General features: G+C 72.5%; 22 protein-coding genes. 8 read left to right on the top strand and 14 right to left on the bottom strand.

The window, feature by feature from the left end:
• The first annotated feature begins 19 nt into the window (after positions 1-19).
• Positions 20-1,063, top strand: a complete 1,044-nt coding sequence (locus tag FHX44_RS28690; RefSeq protein WP_147258639.1) for an HNH endonuclease signature motif containing protein — start codon at positions 20-22, stop codon at positions 1,061-1,063.
• A 40-nt stretch (positions 1,064-1,103) separates the two neighbouring features.
• Here the strand turns inward: FHX44_RS28690 and FHX44_RS28685 are convergent, their stop codons facing one another.
• Positions 1,104-1,481, bottom strand: a complete 378-nt coding sequence (locus FHX44_RS28685) for a nuclear transport factor 2 family protein (protein WP_147258638.1) — start codon at positions 1,479-1,481, stop codon at positions 1,104-1,106.
• An 86-nt stretch (positions 1,482-1,567) separates the two neighbouring features.
• Between FHX44_RS28685 and FHX44_RS28680 the strand changes: the two genes are divergently transcribed.
• Positions 1,568-2,359, top strand: coding sequence for a helix-turn-helix domain-containing protein (locus tag FHX44_RS28680; protein ID WP_147258637.1), 792 nt, complete (start codon positions 1,568-1,570; stop codon positions 2,357-2,359).
• Between the two features lie 15 nt (positions 2,360-2,374).
• On the opposite strand, the gene FHX44_RS28675 is transcribed toward FHX44_RS28680, so the two are convergent.
• From FHX44_RS28675 to FHX44_RS28665, 3 genes are read right to left on the bottom strand one after another with little or no spacing between them, the layout of a single operon-like run.
• Entirely contained in the window at positions 2,375-3,292 is a 918-nt protein-coding gene (locus FHX44_RS28675; RefSeq protein WP_170309080.1) for a fumarylacetoacetate hydrolase family protein, read from the bottom strand.
• Positions 3,292-4,215, bottom strand: coding sequence for an MBL fold metallo-hydrolase (locus tag FHX44_RS28670; protein WP_147258636.1), 924 nt, complete (start codon positions 4,213-4,215; stop codon positions 3,292-3,294). The genes FHX44_RS28675 and FHX44_RS28670 overlap by 1 nt, the downstream gene beginning before the upstream one ends.
• On the bottom strand, positions 4,212-5,408 hold the full coding sequence (locus FHX44_RS28665; protein WP_147258635.1) for an MFS transporter: 1,197 nt from the start codon (positions 5,406-5,408) through the stop codon (positions 4,212-4,214). Before FHX44_RS28665 ends, FHX44_RS28670 begins: the two co-directional genes overlap by 4 nt.
• A gap of 96 nt (positions 5,409-5,504) precedes the next feature.
• Here FHX44_RS28665 and FHX44_RS28660 point away from each other — a divergent pair, with 96 nt between their 5' ends.
• The 4 genes from FHX44_RS28660 to FHX44_RS28640 all read left to right on the top strand — a co-directional run bounded on the left by FHX44_RS28660 (position 5,505) and on the right by FHX44_RS28640 (position 9,455).
• Entirely contained in the window at positions 5,505-6,113 is a 609-nt protein-coding gene (locus FHX44_RS28660; RefSeq protein WP_147258634.1) for a TetR/AcrR family transcriptional regulator, read from the top strand.
• Between the two features lie 467 nt (positions 6,114-6,580).
• Entirely contained in the window at positions 6,581-6,877 is a 297-nt protein-coding gene (locus FHX44_RS28650) for an alpha/beta hydrolase family protein (protein WP_246170641.1), read from the top strand.
• Between the two features lie 70 nt (positions 6,878-6,947).
• Entirely contained in the window at positions 6,948-8,276 is a 1,329-nt protein-coding gene (locus FHX44_RS28645; protein WP_246170640.1) for an MFS transporter, read from the top strand.
• Positions 8,277-8,309: 33 nt separating this feature from the next.
• Positions 8,310-9,455 carry a Gfo/Idh/MocA family protein gene (locus FHX44_RS28640; protein ID WP_147258633.1) on the top strand — a complete coding sequence of 382 codons (1,146 nt, stop codon included), beginning with the start codon at positions 8,310-8,312 and terminating at the stop codon, positions 9,453-9,455.
• 56 nt (positions 9,456-9,511) lie between these two features.
• On the opposite strand, the gene FHX44_RS28635 is transcribed toward FHX44_RS28640, so the two are convergent.
• On the bottom strand, positions 9,512-10,438 hold the full coding sequence (locus FHX44_RS28635; RefSeq protein WP_147258632.1) for a DMT family transporter: 927 nt from the start codon (positions 10,436-10,438) through the stop codon (positions 9,512-9,514).
• Here FHX44_RS28635 and FHX44_RS28630 point away from each other — a divergent pair.
• Positions 10,437-11,846 carry an aminotransferase-like domain-containing protein gene (locus FHX44_RS28630; RefSeq protein WP_147258631.1) on the top strand — a complete coding sequence of 470 codons (1,410 nt, stop codon included), beginning with the start codon at positions 10,437-10,439 and terminating at the stop codon, positions 11,844-11,846. The two genes, FHX44_RS28635 and FHX44_RS28630, sit on opposite strands and share 2 nt — an antisense overlap.
• Before the next feature lie 82 nt (positions 11,847-11,928).
• A complete protein-coding gene (locus FHX44_RS28625) occupies positions 11,929-12,717 on the top strand; it encodes a DUF899 domain-containing protein (RefSeq protein WP_147258630.1) in 789 nt (262 codons plus the stop codon).
• 109 nt (positions 12,718-12,826) lie between these two features.
• Here FHX44_RS28625 and FHX44_RS28620 read toward each other — a convergent pair whose 3' ends face one another.
• Genes FHX44_RS28620 through FHX44_RS28580 form a run of 9 tightly spaced genes read right to left on the bottom strand, consistent with a single transcriptional unit; the run spans position 12,827 to position 22,721 of the window.
• Positions 12,827-14,143 (bottom strand): ABC transporter substrate-binding protein, encoded by a 1,317-nt coding sequence (locus FHX44_RS28620; RefSeq protein ID WP_147258629.1) that lies wholly within the window; start codon positions 14,141-14,143, stop codon positions 12,827-12,829.
• Between the two features lie 11 nt (positions 14,144-14,154).
• The gene (locus tag FHX44_RS28615) at positions 14,155-14,967 is read right to left on the bottom strand and encodes a carbohydrate ABC transporter permease (protein ID WP_147258628.1); all 813 of its coding nucleotides are present in this window, start codon (positions 14,965-14,967) and stop codon (positions 14,155-14,157) included.
• Positions 14,964-15,851 (bottom strand): carbohydrate ABC transporter permease, encoded by an 888-nt coding sequence (locus tag FHX44_RS28610; RefSeq protein WP_147258627.1) that lies wholly within the window; start codon positions 15,849-15,851, stop codon positions 14,964-14,966. The genes FHX44_RS28615 and FHX44_RS28610 overlap by 4 nt, the downstream gene beginning before the upstream one ends.
• Positions 15,852-15,867: 16 nt before the next feature.
• Positions 15,868-17,034 carry an acyl-CoA dehydrogenase family protein gene (locus FHX44_RS28605; RefSeq protein ID WP_147258626.1) on the bottom strand — a complete coding sequence of 389 codons (1,167 nt, stop codon included), beginning with the start codon at positions 17,032-17,034 and terminating at the stop codon, positions 15,868-15,870.
• A gap of 10 nt (positions 17,035-17,044) precedes the next feature.
• Positions 17,045-18,238, bottom strand: a complete 1,194-nt coding sequence (locus tag FHX44_RS28600; RefSeq protein ID WP_147258625.1) for an SfnB family sulfur acquisition oxidoreductase — start codon at positions 18,236-18,238, stop codon at positions 17,045-17,047.
• Positions 18,235-19,629, bottom strand: a complete 1,395-nt coding sequence (locus FHX44_RS28595; protein WP_281287918.1) for an LLM class flavin-dependent oxidoreductase — start codon at positions 19,627-19,629, stop codon at positions 18,235-18,237. Before FHX44_RS28595 ends, FHX44_RS28600 begins: the two co-directional genes overlap by 4 nt.
• Positions 19,626-20,429 (bottom strand): carbohydrate ABC transporter permease, encoded by an 804-nt coding sequence (locus FHX44_RS28590; RefSeq protein ID WP_147258624.1) that lies wholly within the window; start codon positions 20,427-20,429, stop codon positions 19,626-19,628. Before FHX44_RS28590 ends, FHX44_RS28595 begins: the two co-directional genes overlap by 4 nt.
• Positions 20,426-21,361 carry a carbohydrate ABC transporter permease gene (locus FHX44_RS28585; RefSeq protein WP_212612687.1) on the bottom strand — a complete coding sequence of 312 codons (936 nt, stop codon included), beginning with the start codon at positions 21,359-21,361 and terminating at the stop codon, positions 20,426-20,428. Before FHX44_RS28585 ends, FHX44_RS28590 begins: the two co-directional genes overlap by 4 nt.
• 37 nt (positions 21,362-21,398) lie before the next feature.
• Positions 21,399-22,721, bottom strand: coding sequence for an ABC transporter substrate-binding protein (locus FHX44_RS28580; RefSeq protein ID WP_147258623.1), 1,323 nt, complete (start codon positions 22,719-22,721; stop codon positions 21,399-21,401).
• Positions 22,722-22,996: the final 275 nt, after the last annotated feature.

Here is a 22,996-nt window from a genome sequence, read left to right as displayed (position 1 = left end):
ATCGCCGCCGACCTCCGAGTTGCGCCACACCGGGGTGGCCGACCCGGACACCGCCGAACAGATCCTGTTGAGCCTGGCCCGCAACGGCACCGCCAGCCATGTGGAGACCGTGGTGCGGGCGGTGCGCCGCCGCCACACCCCGCCCGACAACCACACCGCCCGACGATCCTTGTCCTGGCAGTGGGACGAGGACGGGTCGCTGGTCCTGCGTGCCCGCCTCACCCCCGACGACGGCGCAGCGTTCATCGCCTCGATCGAAGCCCTGGTCCCGCCACCGACCCCGATCAGCCACCCGGTGCCGCCCACACCGGACGACCCGCAGCAGCGGGCGCGGGAGCAGGAACCCGGGCCGGCGGTGGATCGGGTGGCTGCACGGCGTGCGGACGCGCTGCTCGCCCTGGTGAACGGCCACGCCCACACCGACTCCGACTCCGACTCCGAGGCGGGCTCGGGGGCGACGGTGGAGCGCGGGCGGGCGCAGGTGATCGTGCACCTGGACGCCACGACCGGCACCGCCCGCCTCGACGACGGCCCCGAGGTTCCGCACCCCACCGCCGAGCGGCTGGCGTGTGATGCCCGGGTGCAGCTCCTGCTCAACGACCGCCGCGGCAACCGGATGTACCCGGGGCGCAACCGGCGCCTGGCCACCCCGGCCCAGATCGCCGCGTTGACTGTGCGGGATGGGGAGGGGTGTCAGTTCCCCGGCTGCAGCCACACCCGCCACCTGCACGCCCACCACGTCATCCCCTGGTGGTTCGGCGGCCGCACCGATGTCGACAACCTGATCCTGGTGTGCTCGTTCCACCACCGGCTGATCCACGACCACGGCTACCGCATCCGGTGGCTGGCCGGGCGGTGGGAGTTCCGCCGACCCGACAACACCCCCATCCCGGCCGCCCCGACGCCGTTGACCGGTAACACCGAGAGCCTGATCGAGATGCACACCCGCGCCCGGCTACAGATCGACCACACCACACTCACCCCGGACTGGGAGGGCGACCGGCTCGACCCGGACCCCTTCCTCGACGCCCTGCTGCCCCGCCGGATCCGCACGGCCGCCTGAGCGTTCCGCGGAACGCGCGAGTTCGGTGCCCGTCGGTGACTCAGAACATCCCGTTCGGCACCAGCCCCGGCTCAGGGACGGGCTGCAGCACGTCCCAGTGCTCGACGATCAAGCCGTCCTGCATGCGCACGATGTCGACGACGGCGGTGCCGCGCTCCTCGCCGGGTTCGACCATGCGGTAGTGGATCACGACGTACGCGCCGTCGGCGATCACGCGCTTGACCTCCAGCCGGGAGCGGGCGAACGGACTGTTCAGGATGTGCTCGATGAACGCGTCCCGGCCCGAGGGGTTGCCCGGGCTGTGCTCGACGAAGTCCGCCGCGATGAGGGTCCTCAGGACGTCCCTGTTGCCCCGCGCGAACTCCGCGAATCCGTCGAGCACGATCTTCCGGTTGCGTTCGGTCTCGGTCGTCGTCATGCCTCGAATCTCGCGCTCCGGGCGCGATCCCGCCATGACATGCCAGGTAGTGGCGCAGGTGCCCCCGGGTCGGTAGAACTCGGGCGGTGAACGTCGGTGACCTGCTGCGGGAGTGGCGCCGACGCCGTGGGCTGAGCCAGCTCGACCTCGCGATCCAGGCCGACGTCTCCAGCAGGCACGTCAGCTTCGTCGAGACCGGCCGGACGGTCCCGAGCCGCCGCATGGTCCTGCACCTCGCCGAGCACCTGCAGGTCCCGCTCCGCGAGCGCAACCGGCTCCTCGTGGCGGCCGGGTACGCGCCGGTCTTCCGGGAGCGGCCGCTCGACGGGCCGGACCTGCGTGCCGCGCGGCAGGCGCTCCGGCAGATCCTGCGCGCCCACCTCCCCAACCCCGCGGTGGTCGTCGACCGCCGGTGGAACCTGCTGCTCGCCAACGACGCGGCACGCGTCCTGCTCGCGGGGGTGACGCCCGCGCTGCTCGAACCGCCGGTCAACATGATGCGGCTGGGCCTGCACCCGGACGGCTTCGCGGCCCGCGTCACCAACCATGCGCAGGTGCGCCACTTCCTGCTGTCCCGGCTCTCCCGCCAGGCCCACCAGACCGGCGATCCCGACCTCCTCGCACTCCACGCCGAGCTCGCCGGCCACGGCGACGGCGACGGAACAGACCCGCCGGACCCGGCGGAGATCGCGATGCCGCTGCGGATCACCTACGACGGGGCCGAGCTGTCCTTCCTCAGCGCGATCACCACCTTCGGCGCCGCATACGACATCACCCTCGACGACATCGTCGTCGAGGCGCTCTTCCCCACCGACGCCGCAACCGCGGCCGCGCTGCAGGAGATCGCCACCCGTGAAGGGTGGAGCACGGCACCCTGAGCTCGCGGCCGCGGGTCAGGACAGTGGCACGACGGGCGGGCCCGCGACGATCCGGCCCGTCAGCTCCCCGAGCTGCTCCACCTCGATCGTCACCACGTCGCCCGGCCGCAGCCACGGGTAGCTCTGCGACCCGTGCAGCCCGGACAGCTCCAGCAGGCAGCCCGTGCCGACCGTGCCGCTGCCGATCACATCGCCCGGAAGCAGGCGGGTGCCGCGGGAGGCGTAGGCGAGCATCTGCCCGAACGACCAGTGGATGTCGGCCCAGGTGCCACCGCCGAGTTCGCGGCCGTTCACCGACGCCCGCATCGCGAGGCGGTAGCCCTTGCCGTCGCGGTGTGGCTCCAGCTCGTCGGGCGTGACGAGGACGGGGCCGATGCTGGTGGCGCCGTCCTTGCCCTTGGCCGGCCCGAGCCCGGCGGTCGACTCGCGCTGCTGCACGTCGCGGGCGGACCAGTCGCAGAAGATCGTGTAGCCCGCGATGTGCGACTCCGCGTCGGCGGGCGTCAGGTCGCTGCCTGCGCGCCCGACGACGGCGGCCACCTCCACCTCGTAGTCGAAGGCCTCGCACCCGGGGGAGATCGGGACCTCCTCGTCGGGCCCGAGGATCGCGGCCGGGTTGGAGAAGTAGAAGACCGGCTGCTCGAACCACACCGGCGGCACCTTGTCGCGGCCCAGCGCGTGCAGCGCGTTCCGCAGGTGTTCCTCGAAGGACAGGAAGTCGCGCACCGACGGCGGCCGCGGGATCGGCGCGGCGAGCCGCACGTCGGCGAGATCGACCACCTCGACCGGCTCGGCGAGCGCCCGCTCCGCCGCGGCGGCCAGGCCCGACTCGATCAGCTCGAGCAGGGTGCCGTCCAGGCCGTGCACGCGCCCGTCGTGCAACAGACCGGGACGCTCGGCGCCGTCGCTCGAGCGGTAGGTGACCCAGCGCATCAGGCGAAACACCCGATCGGGCCGCCGTGGAAGGCGACCATGTCCGGCCAGACGGTGTCGAGCGGGATCCGGGTGCCAAGTGGGTGCCCGTCCAGCTCGCTGTAGGCCCGGTGCAGGTTGCCGACGAGCCGCTCGCTCTCCTGCCACGAGGCGAACCTGTTGTCCTTCTCCGCGGTGGCCGCCTCCATCGGCGTGTGGCCTGCCGCGTGGTGCTCACGGGCGACGGCGTCGACGAACGCGGCGTACTCGGCGAGGTCGTCGAGCAGCGCGGGGATCTCCTCGCCCCGGCACACCGGCCCGTGCCCGGGCACGAGGACGTCCGGCTCCAGCTCGCGGATCCGGGCAAGTGCCTGCGGGTAGCCGGCGAGACTCCCCTCCACGAGGAACGGCTGGCCGCCTGCGAACGCGAGGTCGCCCGCGAAGAGCACGCGCTCCTGCGGCAGCCAGACGATCACGTCGCTGCGCGTGTGGGCCGGTCCGACGTGGATCAGCTCGACCGGCCGGTCGCCGAGGTGCACGGTCATGGCGCCGGTGAACGTGACGTCCGGCGGCCGGACCTCCAGGTTGCCGTAATCGGGCCCGGTGAGCACGTGCGTGGCGACGAGACCGGCGGCCAGCACGTCCTCGCGGCAGGTGACGTGGCCGATGATCGGGGTCTGCGGCGGCATGAGCCAGTTGCCGAAGGTGTGGTCGCCGTGGTGGTGGGTGTTGACCAGCGCCCGCGCCTCCCCCGGGCAGACCGTCGCGACGGCCGCGAGCAGGGCCCGGTTGCGCGCCTCCGTGGACGTCGTGTCCACGAGCAGGTGCCCGATCTCCCCGGCCACGGCACCGGTGTTGTTGATCATCCAGCTGCCGTCGGGCTGGATGTAGGCGAAGACTCCGGGCACGAGCTCGACCAGCTCGGGCGGGGGCATGGTGGTCATGCGGTCCTCTCAGGGATGGCGGCGGGCACTCCGGAACGCGGAAGCAGGAACGTCAGCAGTCCGGCGGCGGCGAAGAACGCCGCGCACACCAGCAGACCGCCGGACAGACCGATGATCCCGGCCACCGCGGCGAGCCCGAACGGTGCGAACGCCGACACCCCGCGGCCGACGTTGAAGCAGAAGCCGGCACCGGTGGTACGGATCCTGGTGGGGAAGAGCTCGCCGATGTACGAGCCGAACAGGCCGGTGAACGCCGCGAAGAAGGCGAACAGCGGCCCGAACCACAACAGCGCGGTCTGGTTGGCGGTGAGGGCGTAGAGCGGGAGCGTGACGGCCACGCCGAGCAGCGAGAGGATGATCGCCGAGCGGCGGCCGATGCGGTCCGCGATCAGACCGAACACGTTGTACCCCACGAACATGCCGAGGTTCAGCACGGTCATGAAGACTGCCACCGTCGCCGTCGGGATGCCGCGGTCGGTGGCCAGGTAGGTCGGCAGCCAGGTCGAACCGCCCCACCAGCCGGTGAGGGCGAGCCCGGCGACGAGCGTGGCGACGACCGTCCGGCGGCGCACGTCGGGGGCGAAGATCTCGGCGACGGAGACCCGGCCGCCCGGGTCCGCGGCCCTGGCCTCGGTCCACGCCGACGACTCCGGGAAGAGCGGGATCACCACCAGCAGCGGCAGGACCACACCGGCGCCCGCGACGAAGAACATCAGCCGCCAGTCGGGCAGGAACACCCCGGACAGCACGGCCGCGACGACCCCGCCGATCGGGAAGCTGCTCAGCACGAACGCCGCGGCGCGGCCGCGCGACTCGCTCGGCCACGTCTCGACGACGTACGCCGACACCACGCCCCACACTCCCCCGAGGCCGAACCCGGCGACGAACCGCAGCAGCATGAACAGCTCGAAGCTCGGCACGAACGCCAGCGCCGCGGTGAACACCCCGAACGTCGTGAGCGAGGCGATCAGGGCGGTCTTGCGGCCGAAGTTGTCGGACACGTAGCCCGCGAGCACGCTCGACAACCCGATGCCGAGCAGCGTCGCGGTGGCGAGCAGGCCACCCTGCGCCGGGCTGAGCTGCAGGTCCTCGCGGATCGCCGGGAGCGCCAGCGACAACAGGATGATCTCCATCGCGTCGAACATGTAGGCGAGGAAGCTCCCGCCCAGCACCACCCACCGCGTCCGTCGCATCGCGTCTCCCCTTCGAGGCCGATGGCGGGGACTGTACGGACGTCCAGTCAGCCGGGTCAATATCCGACTGGACGCTCGTGCAGTACCGTGGACGGCATGCCCGACGACGTCGACGCGCCGCTGGAACGGCGGGAGCGGATCCTCGACGCCGCCGAGCGCGTGTTCGCCGAGTCCGGCTACCACGGCACCACGCTCCGGCAGGTCGCCGCGGCCGCCGGGGTCAAGCTGTCGCTGATCGGCTACCACTTCCCGTCGAAGCTCGCCCTCTACGTCGCCGTCTTCGCCCGGCGCCAGCAGGTCAACGAGGAGCGGCTGCGACTGCTCCGCGAGATCGACGACGTCACCGCACCGGACGGGCTGGACCGGATCGTCGCGGCCTTCATGGACCCCGTGATCGCGCTCGCCGAGGAGGGCGCCTGGTACCGGCGGCTGGTGCTGCGCGAGGCGGCCGACCCGTCGAGCATGCAGCGCCCGGTGATCCGCGAGCTGTTCGACCCGATGGCGCGCGAGTTCATCGCCGCGCTGCGGGCCGCCCTCCCCGGCAAGCCGGCCGGGTTCTACGAGTGGAGCTACCTGTTCGCCGTGGGTGCCCTCACCCAGAGCGCCTTCGACGACCGCATCGGCAACCTGTCCGACACTCCCCCTCCCACCTCGAACACCGAACTGCTCCGCAGGTTCATCACGGCGGGGTGGCGGTACGGCTAGTACCACTGCCCGGACTCCGTGATGAGGTTCGGTGGACGAGACGGCGCGTCCCGAGCGGCACCGGGCGCGTTCCGCTGAACGCACCCGAGCCGGCCATGATCAGCGATTCGGCGCGAACGCGGCCGCATCCGGCCGTTCTCGCACCGACCTGCCGATCACGGGAGCGGCAACCGCGAGGCCTTCGTGCATGCCAGGTGCCTACGCACCGGATGCCGGCCCGACGGCGAGAGTGGCGGCGCGCTCGACGAGGTCGCGCAGGTACCGGTGCTCGGCGTCGTCGTCGTAGACCGGGTGCCACCACATCGCCTCCACCAGCGGTCCCGCCTCGAACGGGACGGGGAGCGCGCGGATACCGGCGTCGAGCGGCAGCAGGTCGACGAGCCTGCGCTGCAGCAGCGCGATCCGGTCGCTGCCCGCGACCAGGCCGGGGACGGTCAGGAAGGTCTCGGTGACGACCTGGACGTGCGGTGTGGGTGTGGGGCCACGACGACTTCGACACCTTCATCGAGTTCGTCGACGACGTGCACCTCGACGGCGTCGTCGAGCGCATCCGGGTGCCGTTGCTCATAGCCCACGGCGCGAACGACCGGCAGATCCCCCTGGAGTACGCCCACCGCTCCTACGCGCAGGCGGTCCGCAGCCCCAAGCGGGAGCTGCGGATCTTCACCGCCGAGGAGGGCGGTGCCGAGCACATCGGCCTCGACCACCTGCCGCACGTCAGCGCGTTCATCGCCGACTGGGTGGCCCGGTCTTTCAATGATTGAGAACGGTCTTATCCGGCGATCGTGGTGAACCACATCCTTCCCGGGACTCCCCCCGAGAAAGGCAGCTGCCATGAGCACCGGAGCCATGAGCACCGACCTGCGCGCCGTACTGGACGACGGCCCGATGCACCGCTTCCAGTGGACCGCCGTCGCGGTCTGCGTCCTGCTGAACATGCTCGACGGGTTCGACGTGCTGGTCATGGCCTTCACCGGACGCGCGGTCTCCGCCGAGTGGGGTCTGTCGGGCTCACAGCTCGGTCTGCTGCTGTCGGCCGGGCTGGTCGGCATGGCCGCCGGATCGCTGTTCCTCGCCCCGCTCGCCGACCGCATCGGGCGCCGACCGATGATCCTGGCCTGCCTGGGGATCGCCTCCGCAGGCATGCTGCTGTCGGCGGTCAGCCAGTCGGCCGTGCAGCTCGGGCTGCTGCGCGTGCTGACCGGTGTCGGCATCGGCGGGATCCTGGCCAGCAGCAACGTCATCGCCGCCGAGTACGCATCCCGCCGCTGGCGCGGCATGGCCGTCAGCCTCAACTCCACCGGTTACGCGCTCGGCGCCACGTTCGGCGGCCTGCTGGCGGTGGTGCTGATCGCGGGCTTCGGCTGGCGATCGGTGTTCCTGTTCGGCGGCGTCGCCACCCTGCTCGCCATCCCGGTCGTGCTCGCCGGCCTGCCGGAGTCCCTGGACTTCCTGCTCACCCGCCGGCCGGCCCGGGCCCTGGACAAGGTCAACGCCATGGCCCGCAGGCTCGGCAGGCCCGCGATGGCCGAGCTACCCGCGGGCGGCGAGAGCACCGCGCCCGGGGCCGGTGCCGGGTTCCGCGCCCTGCTCGCCCCGGCCCTGCGCCGCCCGACACTGCTGCTGTGGGCCTCGTTCTTCCTGGTCATGGCCGGGTTCTACTTCGTGACGAGCTGGACGCCCTCACTGCTCGTCGAGGCGGGCCTGTCGGCAACCGAGGGCCTCACCGGAGGCACCCTGCTCAACCTCGGCGGCATCTTCGGAACAACCCTGCTCGGTGCCCTCGCCGCCCGTTGGGCCCTGCGTTCGGTGCTCATGGTCTACCTGCTGGCCACCGCGGCCCTGCTGGCCCTGTTCGTCGGGGTGCTGGGCTCGCTCGGGGCCGCGTTCGCGACCGGCGCCCTGATCGGCCTGTTCGTCAACGGATGCGTCGGTGGTCTCTACGCCCTCACCCCGATCGTCTACGACGCGGGCGTGCGCACCACCGGCGTGGGCACCGCGATCGGCATCGGTCGCATCGGCGCCATCGTCTCCCCCACCCTCGCCGGCGCGCTGCTCGACCTCGGTTGGACGCCGGAGAGCCTCTACCTCGCGTTCGGTGTCGTCTTCGTCGCCACTGCGGGGCTGCTGCTCCTCCTCCGCACCGACACCCGCGTGAAGTAGGGTGGCAACCGCTTTCCCAAGGAGGATCGAGACGTGGACGGGACCCCACGCGTCGCGCTGCTCGGACTGCACGGCTTCGGGCGGGTGCACCTCGACGGCCTGCTGCGCCTCGCCGCCACCGGCGCCGTGCGGGTGGCGGGGCTCGCCGACCCGCGGCCGCCCGCGCCCGATGCCCTCGAACGGGTGCGGGCACTGCCCGGCGGCGCGGACGTGCCGGTGCTCGCCGACGCGGCCACGCTGCTGGAGCAGGTCCGCCCGGACGTCACGATCGTCTCCACCCCGATCCACACCCACCTCCCGCTGGCCCGGCTCGCGCTCGGCGTGGGGTCGCACCTGTTCCTCGAGAAGCCGCCCACGGCGTCGATGGAGCAGTTCCGAGACCTCTCGGCCGAGGTCACCGCAGCCGGGCGGGTGTGCCAGGTCGGGTTCCAGTCGCTCGGCTCGCACACCCTCGCGCACGCGGCCCGGCTCGTCGCCGACGGCGCGGTCGGGCGGGTGCGCGGGGTTGGGGTGCACGGCGCGTGGGTGCGGGAGCGCTCCTACTTCACCCGCGCGGCCTGGGCCGGCCGGATGGAGCTGGACGGCCTGCCGGTCACCGACGGCGCGCTCACCAACCCGTTCGCCCACGCCACCGCCTCCGCCCTGCGCGTGGCCGGGGTACCCGACGACGCCGACATCACCGTGGAGCTGGAGCGCTACCGCGTCGCATCCCCCGAGAGCGACGACACCGCGGCGGCCCGGCTCACCGTCGCCGGGACGCCGATCGTCGTGGCCGTCACGCTGTGCGCCGCCGAGCAGCGGCCCCCGCTGATCGTGGTGCACGGCGAGCAGGGCCGGCTGGAGCTGGAGTACACCACCGACACGCTCACCGGCCGCACCGCCGACGGCACCCCGGTCACCGGGCCGCCCGGCCGCACCGTGCTGCTGGACAACCTGGTGGCCCACCTGGCCGACCCGACCGTGCCGCTGCTCGCCCCGCTCGCCTCGTGCGCGCCGTTCATGCACCTGCTGGAGGCCGTCCGCCGCGACGGACCGGCGCGCCCGATGCCGCCCGGCGCGGTCACCGAGATCGACGGCCGGCCGGTGGTGGTCGACGCGGACGAGACGATGCGCCGGTGCGCCGAGGAGCTCGCGCTGTTCTCCGAGCTGCCGGCGCCACGGCCTGTCGTCCGCGGCTGAATCCGTGATCGGCTGATCGCGGGTCCGGCACCGCCGAGGCCGACGGGACGGTGCTCCTATCGCGGCCGTGCGGAGGCGCGGTCGAGGCGGATGCGCACGGCGACGGCTGCACAGAGGATCACGGCGACGCCGCCGAGCACGGTCGGCCATGTCAGCTCCTCACCCAGCAGCAGGGCCGCCCAGCCGATCGTGAGCACGGGCTGCACCAGCTGCACCTGGCTCACCTGCGCCATCGGCCCGATGGCCAGACCGCGGTACCAGGCGAAGAAGCCGAGGAACATGCTCACCACCCCCAGGTAGGCGAACGCCGCCCACTCGGCCGGGGTCGCGGACGGCGGCTGCTGGAGCACCGACACGGCCGCAAGGGGCACCATCAACGGGGCGGACAGCACCAGCGCCCAGGACACCGTCTGCCACGACCCGAGCTCGCGGGCGAGCAGCCCGCCCTCCGCGTAGCCGATCGCGGCCGCGACGACGGCGCCGAACAGCAGCAGGTCCGCGGTGTGGAGCTGCCCCAACCCGCCGCTCTGCAGCGACGCGAACGCCACCGCCGCGAGGGCGCCGACCACCGCCGTGACCCAGAACGACCGGGGCAGCCGCTCGCGGCCGCGCAGGACGGCCGCCACCGCGGTCGCCGCCGGGAGCAGCGCGATCACCACCGCGCCGTGGCTCGCGGGCACCGTCGTCAGCGCGTACGAGGTGAACAGGGGAAAGCCGGCGACGACACCACCTGCCACGACGGCCAGCCGCACCCACTGGCCCCCCACCGGCAGGCGCTGCCGGGTCAGCACGAGCGCGGCGGTGGCCAGCAGCGCCGCGACGACCGCGCGCCCCGCGCCGATGAGGAGCGGCGACAGCCCGCCGACCGCGACGCGGGTGAAGGGCACCGTGAACGAGAACGACGCCACGCCGAGCAGGCCCCACCAGAGCCCGGTGGATAACGCAGCCGCGCGCGGCGGAGTAACGCTACTGTCTACTGACATGTCCGACGATAGCAGTACGCGGATCGTGTCCGGGCTGCGCAGCTGGATCGCGCAGGCGCCCCCGGGCGCGCGGGTGCCGTCCAACCGGGCGCTGATGGCCCGGTACGGAGCAAGCCCGGTGACGGTCCAGAAGGCGATGCGCACGCTCGGCGCGCTGGGGCTGGTCGAGAGCCGCCCGGGCGTGGGCACGTTCGTCCGCGCCGTGCGGACCGCCCGTGCGCTCGACTACGGCTGGCAGACCGCGGCGCTCGGCGCCCCCCGGGCCCGGATCCCCACGCTGTCGACGGCCCTGCACAGCAGCTCCCCCGAGCTGATCGGCCTCCACTCCGGCTACCCCGACCGCACGCTCCTCCCGGAACGCCTGGTACGCACCGCGCTCGCCCGGGCAGCCCGCGGCACCTCCGCGATGACGCGCTCGGACGCCGAGGGCCTGCCGGAGCTGCGCGCCTGGTTCGCCACCGAGCTCGCCGAGGCCACGCCGGTCGGCGTCACCCCGCCCACAGCGCGGGACGTCGCGATCGTGCCCGGCAGCCAGAGCGGGCTGAGCTCGATCTTCCGGGCCCTCGTCGGCTCCGGCCGGCCGGTGCTGATGGAGTCACCGACCTACTGGGGCGCCATCCTCGCCGCGGCACAGGCGGGCGTGCGCACCGTGCCCGTGCCCAGCGGCCCGGACGGCCCCGACCCGGCCGACCTCGCGCGCGCGTTCGAGGAGACCGGGGCACGCCTGCTCTACGCCCAGCCCAACTACGCCAACCCCACCGGTGCGCAGTGGTCACGTGAACGCGCCGGGCAGGTGCTCGACGCCGTCCGCGCCCACGGCGCGTTCCTCGTGGAGGACGACTGGGCCCACGACTTCGGCATCGACACCACCGCGCGGCCGCTCGCCGCCCACGACGACGCAGGCCACGTCGTCTACCTCCGCTCCCTGACCAAGAGCGTGTCGCCGTCGGTGCGCGTCGCCGCCGTCATCGCCCGCGGACCGGCCCGCGACCGCATCCTCGCAGACCGAGGTGCCGAGTCGATGTACGTCAGCGACCTGCTCCAGGCCGCGGCGCTCGACGTCGTCACCCAGCGCGGCTGGCACACCCACCTGCGCACCCTCGGCCCGCAGCTGCGCACCCGGCGCGACCTGCTGATCGACAGCCTCGCCGAGCACGTGCCGGACGCGCAGCTCGACCACGTGCCCCGCGGCGGCCTGCACCTGTGGGCGCGCCTGCCCGACGGCACCGACCTCGACCGGCTCACGCGCGACTGCGCGGCAGACGGCGTGCTGATCGGGCCCGGCTCCGAGTGGTTCCCCGCCGAGCCCGCCGGCACCTACATCCGGCTCAACTACACCGGGCCCGCGCCCGAGCGCTTCCCCGAGGGCGCCCGCGTGATCGGACGCGCACTCGCCGGCCGCCCCTGAGCGCCGCCGCTTGACGCAACCAGTGGATTGCCATAGCCTGAGTAGCAACTGAGCGATTGCTATTCAGGGAGCGAGATCCGAGATGACGATCGGGAACCTGCCCGAGGTGGTGTCACGCGAGGAGTGGCTCGCCGCCCGCAAGGAAATGCTGGCCAAGGAGAAGGAGCTCACCAGGGCTCGGGACCGCCTGAACGTCGATCGCCGCCGGTTGCCGATGGTCCGCATCGACCAGCCGTACACGTTCGAGGGCCCGGACGGTCCGGCGAGCCTGCTCGACCTGTTCGAGGGCCGGCCGCAGCTGGTGATGCACCACTTCATGTTCGCCCCGGACTGGGAGAGCGCCTGCCCGAGCTGCTCCTCGGCCGCCGACCAGATCCCCGCGCACCTGCGGCAGCTGCACGTGCGCAACACCACGCTCGTGGCCGTGTCGCGGGCCCCCTACGCGAAGCTGGCCGCGTACCGGGAACGGATGGGCTGGACGTTCCCCTGGTACTCCTCCTACGGCAGCGACTTCAACTACGACTTCCACGCCACCCTCGACGACCGGGTGGCGCCGGTGCTGCTGCATTTCCGCACCGAGGCCGAGCTCGCCGAAGCGGGCGTGCCGTGGACCGACGGGCCGTGGACGACGGACATGCGCGGCACCGAGATGCCGGGCGTCAGCACCTTCCTGCGGGTCGGCGAGGAGGTCTTCCACACCTACTCCACCTACGGCCGCGGCATCGAGCAGTTCCACTACGGCATCCCCTACCTCGACCTCACCGCCCTCGGCCGCCAGGAGGTGTGGGAGGAACCGAAGGGACGCGCCGTGTCGCTCGGCCTGCAGGTCGGCGGCCCGGCGATGCGCCTTCCGGACGAGTACGACGTCTGATACCCACGCGGCGACCCGGATGGGCGTCTGACTGCTCCCCGGAGTTCAGGAAAGCCACATTCAGGAACCACAAGGCCCTGAATGTGGCTTTCCTGAACCTCGCCGGGTCTCAGCGGAGAGCCGCGTTTCCCGCGTCCTGCGCCTGCTGCATGCCCTCCGCCACCGGGGTGCGACCGGCGAACACCTCGTTCAGGATCGGGTTGAACGCCGTGCTGGCCGCCTCGAACTTCGGCCCGAACGGGGCCGGGATCGTCGCCCTGCCACCCGCGTCGCCGAAGAACGTGGTGTCGACGCCCTGGCCCTCCCAGTAGTCGAAGTAGGCCTGCTGCGCCGCGGTGACGGCGGGCAGCGCCGCGCCCTCCTCGCCCACGTAGGAGGCGCCCTCCTCCGAGCCGATCCACCGCAGCACCTTCAGGATCGCGTCGCGGCGCGGGCTGTCGGCGTTGCCGGCGGCGATCACGCTGCTGACGACGCTGACCCGGCCCTGCGGCCCGGCGACGAGCGGCGCGACCCCCCACTCGAACGTCGCGCCGTCGCCGACGTTCTTCAGGTTGTAGGTGCCGGACTGGAAGAGGGCCATCTTGCCCTGCAGGAACTGGTCGCGGCTGAAGTCGGGGTTGTCGTTGGTGTCGGCGGCCGACGGTGCCACGTGGTCGGTGTTGACCAGCTTCACCAGGTAGGAGAACGCCTCGACGGTCTTCGGGTCGGTGAATGCCAGTGACCCGTCCTCCGCCTGGATGCGCCCGCCGTTGGACCCGACGAAGTCGTAGTAGATCGCCTGGAGGTCGCGGGCGGCGTTGAAGCCGTACTGCGTGATCGCACCCGGGTCGAAGCCGGGCTGGTCGGCGGTGCGGCCCGCGCTGTCGCGGGTGAGCTTGCGGGCGGCGGGCAGGAACGTGTCGGCGGCCGGGTCGGCCGGGTGCCAGGTCAGGTTGTCCGGGTCGACGCCCGCGGCCTCGACCATCGCCTTGTTGTAGTAGACGGCGATGCGCCCGTCGGTGAGCGCGGGGACCCCCCACAGCGTGCCGCTGCGCGAGTACTGCTCCACCGCGGCCGGCACCCAGCTCGCCTGCTCGTCGGCGAGCTCCCGGCCGACGTCGATCAGCTTCCCGCCGTCGGCGAGCGCCCCGAAGTTGGAGCTGTTGAGCCAGTAGACGTCGTCGACCGTGCCGCCCGCGACGTCGAGGGGCAGGCGGACGAAGTAGTCCTTCCACGGCACCACGTTCACCTGCACCTGGATGTCCGGGTTCTGCCGCGTGAACTCGTCGAACGACTGCTCGTACGCGGCGGCCACCTGCTCGTCCCACAGGCGCACGGTGACCGTTGTGGCGCCCTCTCCCGACGGCGCGTCGTCCGGGCCGGCCGGCGAACAGGCCGCCAGCGCGAGTGCGGCGACAGCAGCCGCCACCAATGGGCGCAGTCTCATTTCAGGACCCCCTACCGGAACCCGGTGATCGTGATCGAGCGGACGACGTGGCGCTGGAACGCCAGGAACAGGATCGTGAGCGGCAGGATGGCGATCGTCGTGGCGGCCATGACGATCGTCCAGTTGGAGTTGTACTGCGACTGCAGCGCCGAGGTCGCCACCGTCAGCACCTGCCACTGCCGGCCACTGGTGATCACCAGTGGCCACAGGAAGTTGTTCCAGTGGGTGACCACCGTGATGATCGCGAGCGTCGCGAGGATCGGCCTGCTCACCGGCACCACGACGTGCCACAGGATCCGCGGGGTGCCTGCGCCGTCGAGCTTCGCGGCGTCGAGCAGGTCGCCGGGGATGCCCTTGAAGTACTCGCGCAGCAGGAAGATCCCGTACGGGTGCCCGAAGACGTACGGCAGCACGAGCGCCCAGAACGTGTTGCGGATGCCGAGGTCGGCGAACACGGCGTACAGCGGGATGATCGTGACGATCTGCGGCACCATCAGCGTGGCGACGTACAGCCAGAACAGCGCGTCGCGGCCGGGGAAGCGCAACCGCGCGAACGCGTACGCGGCGAACACCGAGAACACCAACTGGCCGAGCAGGATCACGGCCACGACCTGCGCGGTGACCACCGTCGGCGACACGAAGTCGTAGCGGTCGCCGAACAGCTCGGCGAAGTTCTCCAGCGTCGGCGGGGCGGGCGGGGTGAGCACGGGCTCCGACGCGAACTGCTGCGGCGACTTCAGGGCCGTCTGCACGCTCAGCAGGAACGGGGCGAGCGTCACGACCGCCCCCAGCACCAGGAGCAGGTACGTTCCGGCGGTTCTCATGTCGACAGGTCGTAGGTCGTGCGGCGGGAGAACCACCGCTGCTGGACGAGGGTGACCACGACGAGCAGCACGAACAGCACCAGCGCCATCACCGCTGCCTGCCCGACGGCGCGCTGCTCGAACGCCTCGTAGTAGATCCGCCCGGCGACGACGTCGGTGACACCCTGCGGACCGCCGTCGGGCGTGAGCGCGTAGACCGAGTCGAACACCTGGAAGGTCGCGATGATCTGGGTGACCAGTACGAAGAACGTCGTGGGCCGCAGCAGCGGCAGCGTGATCCGCCAGAAACGCTGCCCGGCGCCCGCGCCGTCGAGCATCGCGGCCTCGTGCACGGTGTCCGGGATCGCGCGCAGCCCGGCGGAGAAGAACAGCGCGACGTAGCCGACGTGCGTCCACACCGTCACCGCCGCCACCGACGGGAGCGCGAGCACCGGATCGGCGAGCCACTCGACGCGGCGGCCGATCAGCGCGTTGAGCGCGCCGTCGGTGGGGGCGAGGACCCAGCGCCACACGACGCCGAGCACGAGCGGCGCGCAGATCCACGGCAGCACGTACAGCACCCGGAACGCGGCCGAGCCGCGCAGCCCGCGGTTCAGCAGCAGCGCCGCGACCAGGCCGAGCACCGTCTGCGCCGGGATCACGATCGCCACGAACACCGCCGTGATCAGCAGGGAGCGCGCGAACCGCCCGTCCGCGGCCACCGCCACGACGTTGTCGAGCCCGACGAACGTGCGCGGGCCGATCAGGTCCCAGCGTTGCAGCGCGAGCCATGCCACCACGAGGATCGGCAGAACCAGGAACGCGCTGATCCCGAACAGGCTGGGGCCGAGCAGCAGGTAGGCCGTACGCGTGTCACGACGCGCTCCCTGCCGCCTGCCGGCCATCCGCCCCCCGAGAGGATCATGTGTAGAGCGTGAACGGCGGGTAGGTGCCGTTGAGGTAATGATCGCCCACCTCGCGGCGCTTGTAGGCAACCGGGTCGTGCAAGGTGTGGGTGCGGACGTTGCGCCAGAACCGGTCGAGCCCCACGGCGTTGCTGGTCGCGCGGGCCCCGGTCACCTCGAAGATCGTGCTGGTGACGTCGAGCGCGACGTCGGTGGCCACCACCTTGAGGGCGGCCACGTGCTCGGCGAGCTCGCCGCGGGCGTCCCAGGTGAGGGCGCCGCCCGCGACGTCGGCGCGGTCGAGGTGGTCGGCCACGGCGTCGGCGAGTGCCTCTACCGCCCGCGTCGCCGCGACGAGCCGGCCGTAGGTGGCGAGCACGTACGGGTCGGCGGTGGCGCTCGGGCTGTCCGAGAGCAGCCACGGCCGCGAGGTGCTGCGGGTGTAGTCGCGTGCCGTGGCGAGCGCACCCTGCGCGACGCCGAGGTAGAACGCCCCGAACACGGCCTGGATCGCGGGGGTGACGAGCGAGGACCGCGGGGTCGCCGCGTCGGGGCCGATCCCGCCGAGCACCTGCTCCGGGGTGATCACGACGTCGGTGAACGTGACGCTTCCGCTGGCCGAGAGGCGCTGGCCGAGGTTGTCCCAGTCGCCGCCCGTCGCGAGCCCCTCCGTGCCGAGCGGCACGACGACGAGCAGCGGCTCGCCGGTGCCCTCGACGGCTCCCGCGACGACCGACGCGTCCCCGGACGAGACCCCGGTGGCGAAGTTCTTGCGCCCGTTCAGGCGGTAGCCGTCGCCGTCCGGGGTGAGCACCAGGTCGGGGTCGGTCGGGTTGACCGCGTCGCCCCACAGCCACTGCTCCTCGGCGGAGCGCCTGCCCCAGCGCTCGACGCCGCCGACCCACCACAGGTTGGCCACGTTGACGTAGTGGTAGCCGAGCAGCTGCGCGATCGAGCCGTCGGCCACCGCGATCTCGCGGACCACGCGCAGCGCGGTGGTCCAGCCGAGGCCCGCACCGCCGACGGACGTCGGCAGCAGGAGGGCGGGGAGGCCTGCGTCCCGCAGCAGCTGAGCCTCGGCGAGCGGCTCGGCGTTCGCCCGGTCGCGCTCCAGCGCGTCCTTCGCGATGACGGCGGCGACGCCGCGGGCCGCCTCGACGGCCTGCTCGTGGGTGAGGGTCATGACCGGGCCCTCAGATCAGGCCGCTGGGTGGCGGCGGGACGTCGTTGAGGGCGTGGTTGCCGATGTGCTGGATCTTCATCCGGCGCGGGTCGTGCAGCGTGTGGGTGCGGGCGTTGCGCCAGTGCCGGTGCAGGTTCAGCTCGTTCGCGGTGGCCCGGCTGCCGATGAGGGCGAACACGTCGCTGGCCACGCTCACGGCGGCCCGGTCGGTCTCGGCCCGTGCCGCCGCGACCGCGAGCGACGCCTCCGCGGCGGACTCGACGGAGAGGTTCGCCCGCGCCGCGTCGATCGCGTCGCCCGCCTCGTGCAGCAGGGCGGCCGCGGTGCGCACGCGCAGGGCCAGCTCGCCGAACTCGTGGACGACCAGCGGATCCTCTGCCGGCCGGGCCGCGGTGGACTCGGCGCCGGGCCGGGCGAGGCGCCGGATCAGGTCCTTCCCGTCGCGCAACGCCGCCCGCGCGATGCCGAGGTCGATCCCGGCGTGCAGGTAGTTGCCGAACGCGCCGAACACCTCCGGCCCCTCGAACATCGTCCAGACCGGCACCACCCAGTCCGACGGGATCACGACCTGCTCGAACCGCACGGTGCCGCTGCCGGTCGTGCGCTGCCCCATCCCGTGCCAGTCGTCCTCGACGGTGACGCCGGGCGCGTCGGCAGGCACCCAGGCGGCGACCTTGCGGTCATCGGGGTCGTTGGCGTAGATCGGGATCCAGGGCGCGAACGGCGAGCCGGTGGCGTAGTACTTCGTGCCGTCGATCAGCACGTCGCCGCCCGCGCGGGGCTCGAACCGGATGGCGTACTCGCCGGGTGTGCGGGTGTTCCGCTCCGAGAGCGCGTTGCCGAAGTGCCGCCCGGCGAGCACCTCGGCGAAGAAGAACTCCTGCTGGGCGGCGCTACCGGCCTCGCGCAGCACCTGGACGAAGAAGTAGTGGTTCTGTGGGATCTGCCCGACGCTCGCGTCCCCCTCGGAGAGGATCGCCATGAGCTCGCCCATCGTGCGGGCCGAGACGTCCGCGCCGCCGAACGCGCGGGGCACGGTCACGCCGAGCAGCCCGGACGCGGCGAGCGCGGCGACCTCGGCGCGGGGCAGCCTCCGCTGCGCGTCCCGCTCGCTGTCGCCGGGGGCGAGATCGGCGGCGAGGTCGCGGGCCACGGCGAGCGCCCGGGCGTCGTCGGTGATCACGGGAACGGCGGTCGTGGTCATCGCGCCACCGCCTTCGCGGCGAACCTGGACCCCGGGTGGTCGTCGCGCAGCCGCACCTGCCCCGGCCCGTGGAGCCGCTCGCGCAAGGTGCGGCCCGCGTAGTGCTCGGGAAGCAGGCCGCGGCGGCGCAGCTCCGGCACGACCAGCTCGACGAGGTCTTCGAACGTGCCGGGCGTGATCGCGTAGGCGAGGTTGAACCCGTCGACGTCGGCGACCTCGACCCAGCGCTCCATCTCGTCCGCGACCGTCTGCGGGCTACCGACCACCACGACGCCCATGCCGCCGATGCCGACCCACTCGGCGATGTCGCGCGGCGTCCAGTCGCGGTCCGGGTCGACGGTGGTGAAGGCCTCGACGGCGCTGCGCACGGCCTCGGTCTCGGCGTACCGCAGCGGCTCGTCCGGGTCCATCGTGGACAGGTCGAGCCCGCTCCAGCCGCCGTAGAGGGTGAGCGCGCCCTCGAGGCTGACGTGGCGGCGGTACTCCTCGTACTTGGCCTGCGCCTCCTCGTCGGTGGGCGCGGTGATCACCGTCATCAGGGAGAAGAACTTGATCGAGCGCGGGTCCCGGCCCAGCTCGGCGGCGAGAGCGCGGGTGGCGGCGATCGACCGGCCGAGGATCTCCGGACGGGTGGCGGTGGTGAAGATGCCCTCGGCGTGCGCTGCGGCGAACCGGCGACCGCGCGGCGACGCGCCCGCCTGGAAGATCACCGGCGTGCGCTGCGGCGACGGTTCGGTGAGGCCGATGCCAGGGACGTGGAAGTAGCGGCCGTGGTGGCCGATCGGGTGCACCTTCTCCGGGTCGGCGTAGACGCCGGCGGCCTTGTCGAGGCGCACGGCGTCGTCCTCCCAGGATCCCTCCCAGAGCTTGTAGACGACCTCCATGAACTCCTCGGCCACCTCGTAGCGCTCGTCGTGGGGCACCTGGTGCTCCAGGCCGAGGTTGCGGGCGGCCGACTCCAGGTACGAGGTCACGACGTTCCAGGCGATCCGGCCCTGCGTGTAGTGGTCGAGCGTGGCGAACCGGCGGGCGAACGCGTACGGCTTCTCGTAGGTCAGCGACACCGTCACGCCGAAGCCGAGGTGCTCGGTGACGGCGGCCATCGCCGGCACGGCGAGCGTCGGATCGCCCACCGGCACCTGTGCGCCGTCGCGGATCGCGGTCTCGGGGCCGCCGCGGTAGACGTCGTAGATCCCGAGCACGTCCGCGATGAACAGGCTGGTGAAGCCGCCGCGTTCGAGGAGCTGGGCGAGGTCGGTCCAGTAGCGCAGGTCGCGGTAGCGGTGGGACTGATCGTCGGGATGGCGCCACAGCCCCGGCGACTGGTGACCGGCGCAGGTCATGTCGAACGCGTTGAGATGGATTCTGCGCTGTTCTTCTCTGGGCGTCACTTGACCGCTCCCTGGGACAGGCCGCCCACCAGCGCGCGCTGGGCGAGGACGGCGAGGACGTACACGGGCACGATCGCGACGAGCGAGGCCGCCGCCTGCTGCCCGAACTGCACGGTGCGGTCGCCCTGGAAGAGCGAGAGGCCCACCGTCAGCGTCTGCGCCGACGGGGACTGGGCGAACGACACCGCGAAGAGGAACTCGTTGTAGGCGAGGAAGAAGCAGACCAGCGACGCCGCGACCAGTCCCGGCACGATCAGCGGCAGCACGATCCGCCGCAGCCCGGCCGCGACCGAGAGCCCGTCCACCCAGGCCGCCTCCTCCACCTCGGCCGGCACGCGGCGGACGAACCCGTCGAGCAGCCACACCGCCACCGGCACGTTCGCCAGCCCGTTGACCAGGACGAGCCCGACCACCGAGTTCGTCAGCCCGACGGACTTCAGCAGGAAGTACAGGGGCAGGACCGCGACGACCGGCGGGGCGCAGTAGGCCGCGAGCAGCGCGGAGTAGAGGCGCTTGCCCGACCGGCCGGCGCGGGCCGTGACGTAGGCGGTTGGCACGGCGATCAACGCGGTGAGCAGGGTGGCGCCGATCGCGACCACCCACGAGTTGGCGAGCATCTGCGCGAGCGGCACCGTCTGGAACGCGGCCGGCCAGTTGTCCCAGCGCACCCGCTCGGGCAGCCAGCCGCCGTTCTGCACGTCGTCGACGCCGCGGAGCGAGAGCGACCCGAGGAACACGACGGGAGCGACCGCCAGGAGAGCGGCGAGCGCGAGCACCCCGCGGGAGACCGCGGCCCTCACGTGTCCTCCCGGATCCGGCGGGTCACCAGGCCGGCAGCGCCGAGCACCAGGCCGACGAGCACGCCCAGCACGATCGTCTCGGCCGCGGCCGTGCCCACTTCGAAGCTGCCGCGGAACGCCGTGCGGAACACCTCGAAGCCCGCGACGATCGTCGAGAAGCCCGGCCCGCCCGCGGTGACGACGGCGACCAGGTCGAACACCTTGAACGCGATCACCAACTGCAGCACGGCCGCGGCCACCACCGTCGGGGCGACGACCGGCCCCACGACGGACCGGAGCGTGCGCCACCAGCCCGCGCCGTCGAGTGCAGCGGCCTCCCACAGCTCGGCAGGCACCCCGAGCAGGGCGGCGTGGACCAGCAGCAGCACCAGCGGCGCCCACTGCCAGGCGTGGATCAACACGAGCGTCGTGAACGCCCCCGCGCCGGTGCCGAGCGGGTTGAACCCGCCGATGCCGATGGCCTCCCACAGCCCGGTGAGCCCGCCGCCGACCGGGGCGAGCAGCAGCTTCCACGCCACGCCGACCGAGACCGGCGGCGTGACCATCGGCAGCAGCAACACGGCACCCAGCAGCCCGAACCGGCCGCCCCGGGCGTGCAGCGCGAGCGCACCGGCCACGCCCGCCAGCACCGCGAGCAGGGTGGCCAGCACCGCGAACAGCGCCGAACGCAGCAGCGAGCCGCCGAACGCCACCGACTCGGCCGCCGCCACGAAGTTGCCGAACCCGACGAGCTCGCGCAGCGGCCGGGCCAGCGACGAGTCGGTGACGGCCAGCGCGATCCCCGCCACCGCCGGGTAGAGACCCGTGATCAGCAGCGACACCACGGCGGGGACGGCGAGCCATCGTGGGACGCGGTGCCGTCCCCGCCCCGGTTGCGCGGGCGCGTGGGGCGCCGGAGCGCGGGTCGGCGGGCGCTCGACCAGAGCTGTCACGATGCCGCCTCCGCGGGAAAGAGCACGTCGGCGGGGGTCATGTGAGCGCCCGCTCCCAGCTCGCCTGGGCGTTGGCCAGGGACTGCTGCGGCGTCTGGGTACCTGCGATGGCGAGCGCCAGCTGGTCGACGAGGTCCTGCAGCAGCCGGGGCGCGTGCTTGTCCTTCGGCCAGACCAGCGGGGATCCCTCCAGGCCCGCCTTGATCACGTCGGTGGCCGGTGCGCTCACCTTCGCGTAGTCCGGGGAGCCGAGCGTGCTGCGCCGAGCCGGGTCGATGCCCGAACCCGCGGTGCTCGCGAGCAGCAGGTTGCGCGTGGGGTCCGTGGCCCACGTGACGAACGCGGCCGCCACCGCCGGGTCCTTCGCGGCGGTGGAGACGCCCAGGCCGAAGCCGGCGTTCAGTGCGGTGCGGTGCTCGGTGTTGCCGCCACCGACAGGGAGCGGCACCACGCCCCACTTGTCGACGATCTTCGAACTCGCCGGGTCCTGTGCCTTCAGCCCGAGGTCGGTCCAGGTGTCGAGCATCGCGGCCTGCCCCGACAGGAACGCCGAGTTGGCCTGGTCGAAACCGACCTGCAGCGGGGTCGGCAGCGCGTAGGGGTCGACGTCGACCAGGTGCTGCAGCGCCCGATGCGCCACGTCGGAGGTGAGCGTCGGGGCACCGTCCGGCCCGACGAGCGCGCCGCCGTAGCCGGCGAGCCGGTTGATGAACGAGCAGCCGAGGATCATCGGAACCTGCTGGCCCTCGACCACGGCACCGTAGACGGAGCCGCCGCTGTGCTCGGTGATCGTGCGCGCGGCGGCGTCGTACTCGTCCCACGTGTTCGGCGGCGTGAGGCCGTAGGTCTCGAAGACCTCGCGGTTGTAGTAGAGGACGTGCACGTCGCCGTCGAACGGCACGCCGTAGCGGCGGCCGTCGAGCAGCGTGTAGGCGTCGTAGACGGTGGGCAGGAAATCCGACGTGTCGGTGGCCGCGAGCTGGTCGGTGAGGTCGACCAGCGCGCCGGCGTCGACCAGCGCGCCGAGACCGAAGTAGAAGTAGTCGAACACGTCGAACTGCCCTGCGCCGCCCTGCACGTCCAGGATCTGCTGGCTGGTGAGCTGGTCGTAGGGCACGGCCGTGGTCTCGAGCCTGCCGCCGAACTCGCGCTCGAACGCCGGGGCGAGCAGCTGCGTGAACGCCAGCACGTGCGGCTGGTTGACCATCGCCCGGATCGTGGCGCCCCTGAGGTCGGCGGGAGCGGCGGCCGGCAGCGACGTCGTCGTTCCCTCACCACAGGCGGCGAGGCCGAGACCGAGGGCGCCCGCTCCGAGGGCGGAGCGCAGGAGGAGACGGCGGGACAGCACGGGCGAGGGCATGCGGGGACTCCGGGAACGAGCAGGGAAGAGGGACGAGGTCGGGCGTCAGGCCGGACAGACCGCCGTGCTCGTGCGGCAGAAGTCGACGTGGTGGCGCCGGACGAGCGGAGTGCTCATGCCGTCCTCCTCCAGGTCGAGCCATCAGATGCCGCCGGGAACGGTAGAGAAACAACCGCAGCGCAATCAAAGCCCCGACGTTTTTGCGATGGACATCACGCCTAATTGTCGGGACATCAGCGCGCCTCGCCCAGCCGTTGGGAACGAATTGTCCGGAC

This window comes from Pseudonocardia hierapolitana, assembly GCF_007994075.1.
Classification (GTDB): Bacteria; Actinomycetota; Actinomycetes; order Mycobacteriales; family Pseudonocardiaceae; genus Pseudonocardia; species Pseudonocardia hierapolitana.
The sequence above is the reverse complement of the archived record's forward strand: the minus strand, read 5'-3'. Positions and strand labels throughout refer to the sequence as shown.

Bases quoted from the DNA above. Each gene is read 5' to 3' on its own strand.
- FHX44_RS28685 (WP_147258638.1), bottom strand. From the start codon at position 1,481: ATGACGACGACCGAGACCGAACGCAACCGGAAGATCGTGCTCGACGGA.
- FHX44_RS28675 (WP_170309080.1), bottom strand. From the start codon at position 3,292: ATGCGCTGGGTCACCTACCGCTCGAGCGACGGCGCCGAGCGTCCCGGT.
- FHX44_RS28670 (WP_147258636.1), bottom strand. From the start codon at position 4,215: ATGACCACCATGCCCCCGCCCGAGCTGGTCGAGCTCGTGCCCGGAGTC.
- FHX44_RS28665 (WP_147258635.1), bottom strand. From the start codon at position 5,408: ATGCGACGGACGCGGTGGGTGGTGCTGGGCGGGAGCTTCCTCGCCTAC.
- FHX44_RS28660 (WP_147258634.1), top strand. From the start codon at position 5,505: ATGCCCGACGACGTCGACGCGCCGCTGGAACGGCGGGAGCGGATCCTC.
- FHX44_RS28645 (WP_246170640.1), top strand. From the start codon at position 6,948: ATGAGCACCGGAGCCATGAGCACCGACCTGCGCGCCGTACTGGACGAC.
- FHX44_RS28630 (WP_147258631.1), top strand. From the start codon at position 10,437: ATGTCCGACGATAGCAGTACGCGGATCGTGTCCGGGCTGCGCAGCTGG.
- FHX44_RS28635 (WP_147258632.1), bottom strand. From the start codon at position 10,438: ATGTCAGTAGACAGTAGCGTTACTCCGCCGCGCGCGGCTGCGTTATCC.
- FHX44_RS28625 (WP_147258630.1), top strand. From the start codon at position 11,929: ATGACGATCGGGAACCTGCCCGAGGTGGTGTCACGCGAGGAGTGGCTC.
- FHX44_RS28620 (WP_147258629.1), bottom strand. From the start codon at position 14,143: ATGAGACTGCGCCCATTGGTGGCGGCTGCTGTCGCCGCACTCGCGCTG.
- FHX44_RS28615 (WP_147258628.1), bottom strand. From the start codon at position 14,967: ATGAGAACCGCCGGAACGTACCTGCTCCTGGTGCTGGGGGCGGTCGTG.
- FHX44_RS28610 (WP_147258627.1), bottom strand. From the start codon at position 15,851: ATGGCCGGCAGGCGGCAGGGAGCGCGTCGTGACACGCGTACGGCCTAC.
- FHX44_RS28605 (WP_147258626.1), bottom strand. From the start codon at position 17,034: ATGACCCTCACCCACGAGCAGGCCGTCGAGGCGGCCCGCGGCGTCGCC.
- FHX44_RS28600 (WP_147258625.1), bottom strand. From the start codon at position 18,238: ATGACCACGACCGCCGTTCCCGTGATCACCGACGACGCCCGGGCGCTC.
- FHX44_RS28580 (WP_147258623.1), bottom strand. From the start codon at position 22,721: ATGCCCTCGCCCGTGCTGTCCCGCCGTCTCCTCCTGCGCTCCGCCCTC.